17 protein-coding genes are annotated in these 14,086 nt (G+C 40.0%); 9 read left to right on the top strand and 8 right to left on the bottom strand.

Translation table 11 applies throughout. The features are described from left to right. From RB215_RS05810 to RB215_RS05795, 4 genes are read left to right on the top strand one after another with little or no spacing between them, the layout of a single operon-like run. Positions 1 to 1,458 carry a M48 family metalloprotease gene (locus RB215_RS05810; RefSeq protein WP_011327820.1) on the top strand — a complete coding sequence of 486 codons (1,458 nt, stop codon included), beginning with the start codon at positions 1 to 3 and terminating at the stop codon, positions 1,456 to 1,458. A 53-nt stretch (positions 1,459 to 1,511) separates the two neighbouring features. Beyond that, positions 1,512 to 1,859, top strand: coding sequence for an arsenate reductase (glutaredoxin) (gene arsC / locus RB215_RS05805; protein ID WP_011327819.1), 348 nt, complete (start codon positions 1,512 to 1,514; stop codon positions 1,857 to 1,859). Beyond that, positions 1,859 to 2,413, top strand: coding sequence for an NAD(P)H:quinone oxidoreductase (gene wrbA, locus RB215_RS05800; RefSeq protein ID WP_011327818.1), 555 nt, complete (start codon positions 1,859 to 1,861; stop codon positions 2,411 to 2,413). Before arsC ends, wrbA begins: the two co-directional genes overlap by 1 nt. Next, the gene (locus tag RB215_RS05795) at positions 2,410 to 2,859 is read left to right on the top strand and encodes a DUF2069 domain-containing protein (protein WP_011327817.1); all 450 of its coding nucleotides are present in this window, start codon (positions 2,410 to 2,412) and stop codon (positions 2,857 to 2,859) included. The genes wrbA and RB215_RS05795 overlap by 4 nt, the downstream gene beginning before the upstream one ends. A gap of 164 nt (positions 2,860 to 3,023) precedes the next feature. Here RB215_RS05795 and RB215_RS05790 read toward each other — a convergent pair whose 3' ends face one another. Continuing rightward, entirely contained in the window at positions 3,024 to 4,361 is a 1,338-nt protein-coding gene (locus RB215_RS05790) for an ankyrin repeat domain-containing protein (protein ID WP_089368009.1), read from the bottom strand. A 221-nt stretch (positions 4,362 to 4,582) separates the two neighbouring features. Then, positions 4,583 to 5,176, bottom strand: a complete 594-nt coding sequence (locus RB215_RS05785) for a phospholipid-binding protein MlaC (protein WP_011327815.1) — start codon at positions 5,174 to 5,176, stop codon at positions 4,583 to 4,585. 245 nt (positions 5,177 to 5,421) lie between these two features. On the opposite strand from RB215_RS05785, the gene RB215_RS05780 reads away from it, so the two are divergent. Together RB215_RS05780 and RB215_RS05775 are read left to right on the top strand one after the other, a co-directional pair. Beyond that, positions 5,422 to 5,949: an acyloxyacyl hydrolase gene (locus tag RB215_RS05780; protein WP_011327814.1), complete on the top strand. Its 528-nt coding sequence runs from the start codon at positions 5,422 to 5,424 to the stop codon at positions 5,947 to 5,949. A 94-nt stretch (positions 5,950 to 6,043) separates the two neighbouring features. Continuing rightward, positions 6,044 to 6,190, top strand: a complete 147-nt coding sequence (locus RB215_RS05775; protein WP_011327813.1) for a DUF2897 family protein — start codon at positions 6,044 to 6,046, stop codon at positions 6,188 to 6,190. A gap of 45 nt (positions 6,191 to 6,235) precedes the next feature. Here RB215_RS05775 and RB215_RS05770 read toward each other — a convergent pair whose 3' ends face one another. Further along, on the bottom strand, positions 6,236 to 7,651 hold the full coding sequence (locus RB215_RS05770; RefSeq protein ID WP_011327812.1) for a YjiH family protein: 1,416 nt from the start codon (positions 7,649 to 7,651) through the stop codon (positions 6,236 to 6,238). A 65-nt stretch (positions 7,652 to 7,716) separates the two neighbouring features. Then, the gene (gene bamC, locus RB215_RS05765; protein WP_011327811.1) at positions 7,717 to 8,775 is read right to left on the bottom strand and encodes an outer membrane protein assembly factor BamC; all 1,059 of its coding nucleotides are present in this window, start codon (positions 8,773 to 8,775) and stop codon (positions 7,717 to 7,719) included. A 353-nt stretch (positions 8,776 to 9,128) separates the two neighbouring features. Here bamC and RB215_RS05760 point away from each other — a divergent pair, with 353 nt between their 5' ends. Both RB215_RS05760 and bcp read left to right on the top strand, forming a co-directional pair. Further along, positions 9,129 to 9,665, top strand: a complete 537-nt coding sequence (locus tag RB215_RS05760) for an ACT domain-containing protein (protein ID WP_309217009.1) — start codon at positions 9,129 to 9,131, stop codon at positions 9,663 to 9,665. 14 nt (positions 9,666 to 9,679) lie between these two features. Beyond that, a complete protein-coding gene (gene bcp / locus RB215_RS05755) occupies positions 9,680 to 10,159 on the top strand; it encodes a thioredoxin-dependent thiol peroxidase (protein WP_011327808.1) in 480 nt (159 codons plus the stop codon). Between the two features lie 302 nt (positions 10,160 to 10,461). Here bcp and RB215_RS05750 read toward each other — a convergent pair whose 3' ends face one another. The 4 genes from RB215_RS05750 to queE form a co-directional block, all read right to left on the bottom strand. Beyond that, on the bottom strand, positions 10,462 to 10,704 hold the full coding sequence (locus RB215_RS05750) for a DUF2789 domain-containing protein (protein WP_011327807.1): 243 nt from the start codon (positions 10,702 to 10,704) through the stop codon (positions 10,462 to 10,464). Positions 10,705 to 10,807: 103 nt separating this feature from the next. Further along, a complete protein-coding gene (locus RB215_RS05745) occupies positions 10,808 to 11,269 on the bottom strand; it encodes a flavodoxin family protein (RefSeq protein WP_089368007.1) in 462 nt (153 codons plus the stop codon). Positions 11,270 to 11,671: 402 nt separating this feature from the next. Continuing rightward, positions 11,672 to 12,415 carry a class I SAM-dependent methyltransferase gene (locus RB215_RS05740; protein WP_089368006.1) on the bottom strand — a complete coding sequence of 248 codons (744 nt, stop codon included), beginning with the start codon at positions 12,413 to 12,415 and terminating at the stop codon, positions 11,672 to 11,674. A 195-nt stretch (positions 12,416 to 12,610) separates the two neighbouring features. Beyond that, on the bottom strand, positions 12,611 to 13,276 hold the full coding sequence (gene queE / locus RB215_RS05735) for a 7-carboxy-7-deazaguanine synthase QueE (protein WP_041454388.1): 666 nt from the start codon (positions 13,274 to 13,276) through the stop codon (positions 12,611 to 12,613). A gap of 146 nt (positions 13,277 to 13,422) precedes the next feature. Between queE and queC the strand changes: the two genes are divergently transcribed. Beyond that, entirely contained in the window at positions 13,423 to 14,079 is a 657-nt protein-coding gene (gene queC / locus RB215_RS05730) for a 7-cyano-7-deazaguanine synthase QueC (RefSeq protein ID WP_011327802.1), read from the top strand. Positions 14,080 to 14,086 lie beyond the last annotated feature (7 nt).

Below are 14,086 nucleotides of genomic sequence, written 5' to 3'. Positions count from 1 at the left end.
ATGCAGCTAAAATCAGCCTTTATCACTTTATGTAGTGCCGCGCTTACATTTAGCCTATTAGTAAGTGAGCCTTTAAAGGCGCAAACAAACTTTAAATTGCCAGATTTAGGTACCTCAGCCTTACAAGTGCTGCCGCTCGAAAAAGAACAAGCGATTGGCGAAGTAATGATGATGCAAATTAGAGGCTCGTCGCCAATAATTAACGACCCTGTGCTTGATGAGTACTTAACCACTGTGGGCCGTAAACTTGTGGCTAGCGCCAATGATGTGCGGTTTCCGTTTTCATTTTTTTGGTTAAATAACTCTGAAATAAACGCCTTTGCATTTTATGGCGGCCATGTTGGCGTACACACCGGATTAATTGCGCAAGCTGATGATGAAAGTCAATTTGCATCGGTACTTGGCCATGAAATTGCCCACGTTACCCAGCGCCATTTAGCACGGCGCTTACAGCAACAACAAGACAACAGCGCAATGACCATAGCTGGAATGATTGCCGGTATTTTAGCCGCTGTAGTCGTGCCCGATGCTGGTATTGCTATTATTTCAGCAAGCCAAACACAATCGGCTTTTAGCCAACTAACGCATAGCCGCTCAGCAGAGCAAGAAGCCGACCGCATTGGTATGCAAACGCTTAATAATGCGGGCTTTGATCCTCGTGCATCAAGTGAATTTTTAACTAAGCTAGCTGCGCAAATTCGTTATAAATATAAGCCACCTGCGTTTTTACTTACTCACCCGCTTCCTGAAAGTCGTGTGTCTGATGTAAGATTACGCGCGCAGCAATACCCTAAACGCCAAGTAAATCCGAGCCTTGAGTTCAACTTAGCAAAAAGTCGCGTGCTGGCAAGATACGACAATAAGCCAGAAGCAGCAGAATCGCTGTTTAGAAAGTTAATTCGCGAAAATAGCTACAATAATGCCGCCCTAAAATATGGCTTAGGCATTAGTTTACTAGATCAAAAAAAGCTTGATGAAGCGCAGCCTATTTTAGATGAACTACTAAAAAGCGATCCTAAAAACTTATTTTATATAGATACCTATACTGATTTATTAATAGCGCAAAAAAAGGCAGCTGAAGCCGTTACCTATTTAGCAGAATTAAACAATTACCGCCCTAACAATCAGGTAATTACGCTAAACTATGCCAACGCAGCCCTAGAAGCAAAGCAATACGAGCTTGCCGAAAACATCTTAAAAAGCTTTTTACTAGAAAAACCAGATCACAGCTTAGGTAAGCAACTATTAACCGACGCCTATAAAAAGCAAGAAAAACTCGCCGCCTATCACGAAGCCAATGCCGATGTATTATCGCAATACGGCGCTTATTTAAAAGCTGCCGACGAAATACAAAAAGCACTCAACTTTATTGAGCCAAACGAGCTAGTTAAACAACAAAGGTTAAAAGCGCTACTTACACAATACCGACTTTTACAAAAAGAGCTTGCTAGGCTTTAAGTCTACAAGCGCTTGGCCTAAAATGGCCGCAACTCATTTATTGGAAGCACTTTATGTCTGTAACTATTTATCATAATCCGCGCTGCTCTAAATCGCGCGAGACCCTAGCTTTATTACAAAGCAAAGCTATTGAGCCAAGTATAGTTGAATACTTAAATACGCCTTTAAGTAGCGAGCAGCTAACTACATTAGTTAAGCAGCTGGGTTTTACATCTGCACGCGAGTTAATGCGCACCAAAGAAGACATTTACAAAACGCTAAACTTAAAAGATGAAACCAGTGAAGCTGCACTTATTAATGCTATGGTACAAAATCCAAAACTAATTGAGCGCCCTATTGTGGTTAACAATGATAAAGCTGCTGTTGGTCGCCCACCAGAAAACGTATTAAGCGTTTTATAATGAGCACGACCATAGTGGTACTTTACCATTCAAGCCATGGCTCAGTTGAAGCTATGGCCCATGAAATTGCCGAGTCTATAGAGCAACAAGGGGCCAGCGCTTTGCTGCGCACTTTTGTTGCTAAAAACCCACACGACATTATTATCACTAAAGACGATTTAATAAACTGTGATGGGCTTGCCTTTGGCACACCTACTCGCTTTGGTATGATGGCCTCTCAAGCAAAAATGTTTTGGGAAACCACCAGCGAATTATGGTTAAAAGGGCAATTAATTGACAAGCCAGCCTGTGTTTTTTCGTCGTCAAGCAGTATGCATGGCGGCAACGAAGCCACATTACTGAACTTATCGCTACCGTTACTGCACCATGGCATGATGTTACTCGGTGTACCTTACGATGTACCCGAATTGCTGGCAACACAAACCGGTGGCACGCCCTATGGTGCAACACATGTTGCTGGTAGTAGTAATAGTACTGAATTAAGTAAAGACGAAATTAAAATATGCCAAAGTGTTGGCAAACGCCTCACTCAAATTGCGAGAAAACTTCAATGAAAACAGCTGAAATTCCAGCTAAAAAGCCAATTACTATTAAATTTCAACGTACCGCGATTTTTGGTTATGTCGGTTTATTAATTTTAATGCCGTTATGGATGTTTGTATTTGCACCGAGAGAAGGCCACAGCAATGGCTTTATTTTTGCCGTGTACATACTGCCATTATTATTTCCTCTTAAAGGCATAATTCAAGACAAAGCGTATACGTATGCATGGGCAAACTTTATTGTTATGCTTTACTTTATTCATGGCCTTACATTGCTTTGGGTAGCGCAAGATGAGCTGGTATGGGTATTGTTAGAGCTACTATTTGCCTCTGCTATGTTTATTGGCTGTACCTACTATGCTAGGCATCGTGGGCAAGAACTTGGCTTAAAAATTCGTAAATTGAAAGACGATCTCGCCGAAGAAAAAGCAGCGCACGAGCACGAAAAAACAGATTAAATTATAATTTAAACACAAAAAACGCGCTAATTAGCGCGTTTTTTATTTATGCATCGTTATCGCCTATTTATGGGGAACAGCTACACTACATAGGCTCTGCCTTGCCTAACGGCCAAACACATTGCTGCAAATTTAACCTCGAAAGATAAACTTGCCATAAATTTTTAAACTAAAGAACTTAATGCGGCAAGGGTTACAATAGCGGCTAAACCTAACTGCCCTACTAGGCTAACTAAAGAAAAGCCTCTTAATACAAATAATCCCCACGGGTGTTTAATGTGCGGGTACAGCGCGCAGCGCTTTAAAGTAGCCGCAAAAAAGAAACACACCGCCGCAATCATAGTTAGAGTTAATGTTAATTCGCTTTTTATGGTTATTGTTTCATCAAAAAAGAAAAACAATTGCACCGGCAATAATAAAGTAACCAGAGCATGCAGCGCATGCACTTTTTTAATGCGATCAAACTGCCCTTCAGGCGACAACTCTTTAATACCAAAGTCGCGCTCAAGGCACTTTACTAAGTTACTCGCTTTTATGCTCACTGCTAAGCGATAACAGCTAAGCCCTTCGTTATTACGCACTCTAAAGTCATACCCCGCCTTTAGCAGCAATACCATAAGCGATTCGTTTTTAGAGAGCACAGCATAATGCAAGGCAGTATTCCCCTTATCATCAACTGCTTTTTTATCTTGTTGGCTCAGCAGGGTTTCAACTACATTTACGTAGCCTTTTTCAGCAGCCCACATAAAGGCCGTTTTATTGTGCTCATCGGCAAGCGTACCTGTTGCGCCTTGCTCAATAAAGCGCATGGCCATCATTTGCTTAGCGGTTTTTTTATTTAAATGAGCAAGCAAAGCTTTTTCAAGTAGTACCACAGAATCTACATCCGGCGATACTTGAGTGAGTAAAGTAAAGTAGTCTTTGCCTTTAGCCACTTTTTCACTTGCCAGTTCAGTTAAATGCTCAAGATCGGCAATTGAACCTGGAATATAAGCACTCAAACGTTCTCTAAAATCAACTTCTTGCCACAGAGCTAGCGTGTCAACCGCCGATAATTTACTGCGATTATTTAACGCATGCTCAATTAGAGTAAAATAGCGTTTAGCAAAAAATAAACTAAATAACGACTGCGGTGTATCAATCTCATTTTGCGCCGATACATTCGCGTATTTTTCGAGCCGTTGGCAAAGCATAAGTACTAAGCTTTCGGGGGTATATTCGTTATCAAAATAATGTTCTTTTACCGCGCTTATATACGTTTGTGCACTTTCGTCATACTCGCAAATATGTTGAAAATAACACTCTTCAAAAGGCTCCAGCGGAGTAAACCACGCTAAATAAAATATGGGCGGTAAAACAGTAGTACATACTCCATCATCTTCATGGGTAGAACGACAGGCAGGCCAAGCTTCTAAAGCATCTAAAATAAAGGCACCATTTTGTTCTACAAGTCCTTTGATAAGTAATGGGTATTCCTTTGGCCAAATCAGTACATTTTCCATTAAAACAACACAACTCCAGTGTAGCTTGGGACAGTGGTCAGTTATAGCAGCTTTTAGCTGACACCACGCTTAATCGACGAGCCGATATTCTAGCACACCTTGATCGCCACGCTAGCGCAAAGTAACGCAATACTTATAAAATAAAAAAGCAGCCAACTACATAACTAGTTGGCTGCTTATTTGGTTGGAGCTGGACTTAATCAGGGTCACATAATCTACTATTAGTTGCTTTTTAATTCGCTAATAACGCTCTCTATACCTACATCAGAAATACGTTGTATAATTTCTTTTTGCTTGGCGCTGAGCAATGAAATGCCTTCTGCAACTATGTCGTATACTTTCCATTGTTCATCTTTCCCTAAGCGCAATTTAAAATGTAAATCTATAGTAGGCGCATTTGCTTGTATTATCTGGGTTTTAACCGTAGCGTACTGTGAGTCGCTCAAAGCGTTATCTTGCTCAAAAACTACTTTTTGACCAGTGTACTTCATTAAAGCACCGGCATAAGTGCCTGTTAAATAATGCTCTACTGCATCAATAAAATTAACTGCTTGCTCGCGCTCAATGCCCTTTATATGTTTGCCTAATAATTTAAATGCTACAAATTTTATATCAATATGCGGCATTAAGCGCTGCTCAACAATGTTAAACATGTCTTCTTTACTTGCATCGCCTTTGGCATTAACTTGGGCTATATCGGCAAATAAAGTATCGGCTACGCTTTTAAGGAGTTGTTGTGGAGATTGTTGCGTTTGAGCAAAAAGTGAGCCGCTAAAGAATACAGCTACAACGAGAAACAGTTTTAAAAACTTCATAATAAATTATTGTCTGTGTGATTAAGATGACGCTAATTTACGCGATAATTACACCTTTAAATAGACTTAAATAAGCAACTTATTAATGCCCATTTAGCACCAATAAAACAAAGTAAATAAATTCAATTAGTTAATCAACCTCGGTTAACACCCTATATACAAGCGTATTTTTGTCCCATTGAAAACACCCATGTTGCGCCCTTACTATTTAGTCACTATTTAACTCAGGCACAGCACTGACACCTATGAAAACGTCATTTTTATCATTATTTATATTTGTTTTATTATTCACGAGTCAACACGCATTCGCACAATCGCAGCACGGCTACGCAATTGATCTGCTCAAGGGAGAAGGTGGCGTAAATGGCTTTAAACTAGCCCATCAATATTATCCTACAGGGTTGCAGTCTTTACTTGGCGATACGCGCTTTTATTTCGAAACCAGTGTAAACCTTTGGCAATATAACCATGGCGATAAAACACAGTCTAATGTAGTGCTTGCCATGTCGCCTGTGCTGTTGTTCCCAGCATTTAGCATTAACAATACCCCCATATATGTAGAAGCGGGTATTGGTATTTCATTGGTTGATGAAACCTATTTTGCGGGTAAAAACATTAGCACTCACTATCAGTTTGAAGACAGAATTGGCTTAGTTGCTGATTTTGGCGAAACCAACGTGGCGCTAAGAATTATTCATTACTCTAATGCGGGCTTTAAAGATCCCAACCCCGGGCTAAATTTTTTAACTCTATCGGTAGCAAAACGCTTTTAAATACTGCATTAGCACCATTTTTTAAGTCACTTTATTGCTGTTTTAAACTAAAACGCTCACACTTATACTTTGCTTATAATTAACGGACGTTGCTATGCAAACTTGGCACATGGTTGTTATTGTTATCATTGTATTTGCTATTATTATTGGTAATCTTGCACTGCTAAAGCACTCGGCAAATTTACCCTTTAAAAAAACAAAGCCCGATAAAACTAACTCTACAGATACAAAAAAGCCCTGAATATCAGGGCTTTTTACTGCTTAATCTTTATAACCAACTAACCAACTAACCAACTAACCAGTGCGCCATTAAGGCAATAACTGGTAAAGTGATTAAGGTTCTAAGAATAAAAATAATAAACAATTCAAAAATATTAACCGGTATTTTACTGCCTAGTAAAAGTGCACCCACTTCCGACATATAAATAAGTTGCGTTACACTCATTGCCGCAATAATAAAACGGGTTACGTCGCTTTCAATTGTGCCCGCTGCTAATATTGAAGGAATAAACATATCAGCAAAACCAACCATAATCGTTTGTGAAGCAAGCTCAGCTTCTGGTATTCGTAGCAGCTCTAAAAATGGAATAAACGGCATACCTAAATACTGAAAAACAGGGGTATATGTGGCAATAATTAACGCAAATGTACCTACCGCCATTACGACAGGTAATACAGCAAACACCATATCAAATGCATTGTGTAAGCCTTCTTTTAACGTGCCTTTAAACCCTGGCGATCTATGCGCTTTAGCTAACGCAACATCTAAAGAATGCCCAAACAAGGTTTTACCACTTGGTACAGACTCAGCATGCTCATCGCGTTTACTGCCATCTATAAAGCTATCTTTTTTGAAGCGTAACGGCGGTAAGCGCGGCACAATAATCGCAGCAACCACACCGGCTAAACACACAGTTAAATAAAACGGTGCAAAGTGACTCTCTAAGCCCACTTGTTCAATAACCACTAAGCTAAAGGTAATCGAAACTGCCGAAAACGTAGTACCAATTATGGCCGCTTCACGCTCAGTGTAATGTTTTTCTTCGTACTGACGCGCAGTCATTAAAATACCTACGCTGCCATCACCTAACCACGACGCCGCACAGTCAACAGCACTGCGCCCCGGCACACCAAATAACGGACGCATAAGTTTAGTAAACAAGGTGCCCACTAGCTCTAACAAACCAAAATTTAATAACAGCGGCAGTAATAAACCCGCTAAAACAAATACCGAAAACAAAATAGGCAATAAATCGTTTAAAACCAAGCCGCCCGTATCTGCCGAGGTAATAGCATTAAATACCGGTAATAAAAACGCAGGAAGCGCCGAGCTCACGTCTGCGCCGGTTTGACTAATAAAGGTCAAAACAATAAACAGCATACCCAGTAAGCGAATACCTAGCCAAAGCCAGTTAACATCAAATAAGTGTTTTAGTATAAAAGACTTTTTAATAAAGCTAGGCTTAACAACTTTAGCTAATAGCGAAAGCACACCCGTTACACAAATAATGAATGTAAGCAGCTCAATCATAACAGAGCTAATTCCCTCTTTAATTGCTTTAGCCATTAATGCAATGGGAATGGTCATACCATCAGCAATAGGGATTGGTGTCATAAATAAAAACAAACCAATTAGCGAAGGAACTAAAAAGGTAAGCCAAGTGCGCATATTATATTGCGACGAAGTGGGTAACTGAGACATATTTTTAACCTATAAAAACCACAAAAAGAGCAAAGTGCTCTTTTTGTGGTAAAAACTTATTATTATTAAATATTAATACCGCGCTGAATGAGTGCAGCCACTAATGCTTGCTGTAAACCATTCATAGTACCTGGCTCAAGCGTATCGCCTTGTTCATCCATCCAGGTCAGACTAGTGCCGCCTTGTTTGGTTTTACTTACTAATATTTGATATTGACCTTCATCAATAGGTAATTGGGTTACTTCGTCACCCCAAATAGAATCCCATACACTTGACTCTGGTTTTTTATAATCTGCCGTAATTAAGCCTGTATCTGGGTTAATTTCAACAATAGTGAACGACAAGCGCTCTAAAAACCCTGAAAAACGGTCAAATACAGCTTCATACGACTGCTCAGTTACAAGTGCTGCATTACCTTTGTTATCAAAGCCCATTTCTAAAGAAATAATACCTTGGCGTTTGCGCATATCAACTTCAAGTTGACGATAACGATAATCAAACTCGCTAATAACTTGGTTAAGTGCACGCACTTCTAACTGTTGCTTAAATAAATCACTTAAAGGCTCATCACCTTTAAAGTCAATAAGTTCAGCACTTAATGAAGCCGTACGCTGATGCGACTTTTCTTCAATTGTAAATTTAAAGCGTTCTAAATCAACACTTTCGTCGCTATTCCATAACCAGCTTTCTTCTGGCTTAATAATAGCGTACCAATCTGTTTCTATAATGCCTAGTAGCTTGTCTGCTTTAGTCGCTTGCGTGTTATTGTCGGCTAAAACCGCATTAATAGACTCCCAAATAAACTCATCTAGGTCATCAATACCATCGTTTTTATCAAAATAAACACGGGCGTTTTTATCTGTTTCTTCAACCCAACTACCCTTTGCTACTGTAAGTACTTGAGCAGGCGGACGGTAATTTGTAGCATCTGGATTATTACTATATTGGCCTACATCCATTTTATATGTTGGATCTTGAGCGGGTTGTGATAACGATGCAGGCACTTTTACTGCTTCATGAGCGCGATAATTACGCTCGTCATGTGCATCATTAGTAAATACACTACATCCTGATAAACTTACCAATACACTTACTGTTAGTGCTTTTGGGATCCAATACTGCACAGATATTTCTCCTTAGCATACCCTTTAATTGTTTTAACAAGTATATGAGTGGGTAATGCCGATTTGGTTCAGTGTAAAATCAATATTAACTTTACAGTTATAATTTGGTTGCCTGGTTGCTTAATACTCACCTCTGTTAACAAAAGTAAGCAACAAATAGACACATTTGGGCTATGGTACTTTCCCATGCTTGTAAAAACAAGAAACACTGTACTTTTAAACTGCTAAATTAGCAGCCTGTGTAGTTTAAACACGTTTTTGTGTTAAACTTCGCCGCCACGCAACTTTATGTGTTTACTTTTTGTGTTGCCAACTGCGCTGTTGTAATTCAAGTAACTTAGGTATTTAAACCCATGACTGCACACTCAAATCATCAAATTGTTTTAACAGCTATTGGCGAAGACAGGTCTGGCATAGTTAGTGAGTTAACTCAGCTAGTAAGCGATTGCCACTGTAATATAATAGATAGCCGCATTGCTATTTTAGGTAACGAATTTACATTTATCATGCTACTTAGCGGTGACATGTCGGCCATTAGCCGCATAGAACACACCCTGCCTACCAAAGCGATGGAACTGGGTTTGCTCACTATGATGAAGCGCACAGCAAGTCATAACCAAGGAGCGTTTCGCGCCGGTTACACACTAGAGTACACAGGCACCGACACACCCGGCACTTTGAGTAAAGTTACGCGCTTTTTTGCAGACAAAAATATTATTATTTGCTCACTAAAGTCAGACACTTATGATGACGAAGAAGCAGTAATGAGAATGCGCTGTGAACTAGAGTTTAATATTCCTGTTGAAGTAGATGTAGACCAATTTAAAATTAGTTTTGAAAAACTTTCTCACCTTCTCAACGTAGACTATATATTTAGACGTATTCGTTAAATTAAGGAGCAAGCATGAACAAAATCAGCCCATTACAAGCCGGCGACAACGCCCCCGCTTTTAGCTTACAAAACCAAAACGACGAAACAATCACCTTAAGCGAGTTGTTAAAACAGCAACAAGTACTGGTTTATTTTTACCCTAGAGCGTCAACACCTGGCTGTACCGTACAAGCCGAAAACCTACGCGACCAGCAAGCAGAGCTGGCAAAATTTAACACCCGCGTAGTAGGCATAAGCCCAGATCCAATTAAACGCCTTAAAAACTTCGAAACTAAAAAAGAACTTAACTTCGATTTACTCTCAGATGAAGATCACGCCATTGCAGATGCATTTGGAATTTGGGGCTACAAAAAATTTATGGGCAAAGAATACGACGGCATACACCGCCTGACGTTCTTAATCGGTCAAGACGGCAAAATTAAACACCTGTTCGATAAGTTTAAAACCAAAGATCACCATCAGGTAGTGTTGGATTATCTCGCAGCAGAATAAGTTAGCGGCAGAGTAAGTTACTCGCTGTTAGAAATTAGACATAAAAAAGCGTTGCTCAAGGGCAACGCTTTTTTGTGGGTGTTGATTAAATTATACTTTTCATCGAAAGGTAAACTCACAGCGACTATCAAACGCTCAATGATGATAATGTCTGAAGTCAAGATTTGACCCCTACGGCTTTCCTATGGCTTTATAATGTCTGAAGTCAAGATTTGACCCCTACGGCTTTCTATGGTTTTTGTTCTACATTCGCTACGCCCAAGATCGACATATCTATTATCTGATAATTACTGCAAATTTATTTACTCAGCGACGTTTGACAAAAGTAAATTTAAATCATCGATGACTTGAGTCCACATGCTGTTTTTATCCCATTCCTCTTGGAGAAACGTGCGTTGGCTATCATTCCAAATCTTAGATTCTTTTAATGATTCGCCTGCTGCTAATTGATTTTTTTCGATAAACTCATTAATGGCGTCATCCGAACTGTCTAATCCTAATTGCGCAAACAAGTTATTCATCGTATATTCTGATTCTGCTAACATTTTGTTTCTCCTACAATTATTTTAATTTAAACCTTAGCATATTGGCCCGGGTAAGTATACTCAGCCTGGGTAGAGCACGCGGCTTACCCTGTGTTTTGGTTCGTTAATAAATCCCCACATCAAGCCCAGCTGCTATGGTCATACCTAACGCTTCGCATTGCTCAAGAAACGCTGGTTGCCAGTCGCCACGACACACTAATGGTGGATGAGCCCAGTGCCAACGCAAGCCACTACAAATTGATTCAACTGCTCGGCAAGTACCAGTACCATCGTTACCAGCACGAACAAATAATGCACAAGGCAAACCCTGTTTTACATCTAGGCAAGGGTAATAACAACGGTCAAAAAAATCTTTCAATGCGCCACTCATATAACCGAGGTTTTCCGTCGTGCCCATAATTATCGCATCGCAAGCTAATACATCTTCAGGTGTGGCGTTTAATGGTGATACCCAGCGTGCTTGTACTTGCTCAATTTCTGGATGCTGTGCCCCTGTCAAAACAGCATTAACCATTAACTGGGTATTTTTAGAGGGCGCATGGGCAACAATTAACAGTGTTTTCATAGTTTTCCTGCTTTTGTGTTTTAGCGGCAACTGTTTTTCGCCAGCTGTGTTACTGCCGATAGAGTAGAATTTTTATACTATAAGATAAAGCCATTGATAAGTTAATACTATGTCATTAGATAAAATACCGGCGCAAATTGCCACTGCTCGGCAAGGGCCATGTGAAAAAATGCCGCCTGAGACAAAGGGGTCAAATCTTGACTTCAGACATCACGATTAATTAACGACTGATCTCCAATCGTACGACAACGCTAAATGCTGATAATAATTGGCAAGATATTTTGCTGTGTCGGATGGCGCTTCGCTTATCCGACCTACGTTTTCAAATATATAATGCGGGTTTATTAGGGGGTGGGTATTCGTTGCGTTTCGCTACGCTCTAACCAACCTACGTCGTTTGTCTTAAATTTTTACGCAAGCAAAAATAGCATTGCCCGAATTACCATTCCACGGGGTTATTTGCTCATAGTTATGCTCAAATATATGGATTTCGAAATAAGGCTGCAAAACTGCTTTTAGCTCGGTGAAGCTAAGCGCCACCATGGGGTGTTCATCATTCCAGATGAATGTTTCATCGCTTGTGGTTTTTTCAATACGCAGTTTTAGCGACTGTTTTTCGCCCGTGCCACTGTAATGCCAGCCAGAGCTGAAGGTAAATAAACTATTTTCACTAGTTGCTGTATGTTTTACAAATGAATCGTTATTTATAGTATTTTTATCAACTGCGTTAAAACACAACATGCCACCGGCTTTTAGTGCGTTATGTACGCTGATGATACATGCTTTTAATTTTTCAATGCCATCACAGTAGTGAATTGAATACAAAAAACAGGTAATTAAATTTTGCTGCTGCGCTACGGTAAACTCGCTCATATTTTGCAATGTAAATTGTGCTTCTGGGCAGCGAATAGCGGCTCTATCTAGCATAGGTTGATTAATGTCGAGGCCACTGCTTGTATAGCCAAAATTAATAAAATGCCGTACATGCGGGCCTGTGCCACACGCTAAATCTAGGTGTGTATTTGCGCCATTACCAAAAATTTGGTGTAACCGTTTAATAAAATGGCTTTGAGCTTGATAATCTATATCAGCGCACATTAAGTCATAGTAACCAGAGAGATCTGTGTATAAAGCATTTGCGGACATATTGGCCTAGTTATTAAAGGGTAAGTAATTTGGGTGGCGCATAGTAAACTAGTTATTAGTATTAGCGAAGTAAGCTTTAGGGTAGATGTAATTAAGGGTTGTCGGATGGCGCTTCGCTTATCCGACCTACGTAATATAAATTAACGCCGAGCTGGTATTAGCTCACAGCTAATCACTTAAAACCCGGCTTAATTATTAGCTAATCCCTAAATACTTATGCACTTGAATTGATAAGCGCCAGTTTTTAGCAATACAGGTTTTAATAGCCAGTTTAGTTGCTGACTCTTTTTGGCTAATAGGCTGTAAATAAACCAATTTAGGATTAACACCCGTTTTAACAAACAGCTCTTCTAGCTCCTCTACATGCTTTTGCATGGCAACGGGGTGTTTAATTTCGTTGGCGCGCTGCATGGCGGTTGTAAGTACCTCAAAACCACCGCGCATATTAATTTTTGGCGATACAGTAACCCAAGTTTGCGCAGGGGCAAGTATTTCAAAGGTGCCGCTGGTTTCTATTTGCGTACTGAAGCCGTTTTCGTGCAATAAATTACACACTGGGTTTAAGTCGTACATGCAAGGCTCGCCACCTGTGATCACCACATGCTTTGCGGTATAACCACGTGATTGAAATAACGCTAATATGTTTGCTGCGCTGGCTTGTGCCCAATGATCTGAATCGGCCTTTTTTTCTACTGTTTCGTCAAGCGACACTTTGTACACATTATCAACATCCCATGTTTGTTTTGTATCGCACCAAGAGCACCCTACTGGGCAACCTTGCAAACGCAAAAATATAGACGGTGTACCAGTATAACTAGCTTCACCTTGGATGGTTTCAAACACTTCATTTATTTTGTACAAAAGAGAACTCACTTACGATCAAGCAGCAAAATTGCTACCATTAAGGACTAAATAGCGCAGCGCAAAAATTGTTATTTATGCCGTGGGCATGTAGTATATCGTGCCCTGATATAAACCTCTATTAAAACTAAAGAGCAAAACCAGATATGACGCAAAAAGTAGTAGTTATTTATTCCGGCGGTATGGATTCATTTACCGTATTAAATAAGGCCCTGCAACAAGGACATGATGTTTATGCCTTATCGTTTGACTATGGTCAGCGTCATGTAAAAGAACTTAAGGTGGCAGCCCAGGTATGTAAGCAATTAAATGTGCCACACAAAATTGTTGATATTTCGGCTATTAATCAAATTATTGGCGGCTCATCTTTAACTGATGATATTGACGTGCCAGAAGGCCATTACGAAGAAGACAGCATGAAAAGCACAATAGTGCCAAACCGTAATATGATTTTACTGTCTTTAGCGGTAGGTTATGCAGTGTCGCTTAAAGCGAGCCAGGTTTATTATGGTGCCCACTCTGGGGATCATGCGATTTACCCTGATTGTCGTCCTGAATTTGTGCAAAAAATGGATGATGTGTGCCGCATTGCCAACTACGATGCCGTAGAAATTTTTAGCCCGTATTTAAACAATACAAAAATTGATATTTTAACCGATGGTATTGCAATGGGCTTAGATTACAGCCAAACATGGACCTGTTATAACGGCCGTGAAAAAGCCTGTGGTAAATGTGGAGCATGCCAAGAGCGCTTAGAAGCATTTGAGGTCAATAACTTAACCGACCCGCTAGAATACGAATAAACAATTT

The organism is Pseudoalteromonas sp. HL-AS2, from assembly GCF_031198805.1.
GTDB classification, from domain to species: Bacteria; Pseudomonadota; Gammaproteobacteria; order Enterobacterales; family Alteromonadaceae; genus Pseudoalteromonas; species Pseudoalteromonas nigrifaciens.
The sequence above is the reverse complement of the archived record's forward strand: the minus strand, read 5'-3'. Positions and strand labels throughout refer to the sequence as shown.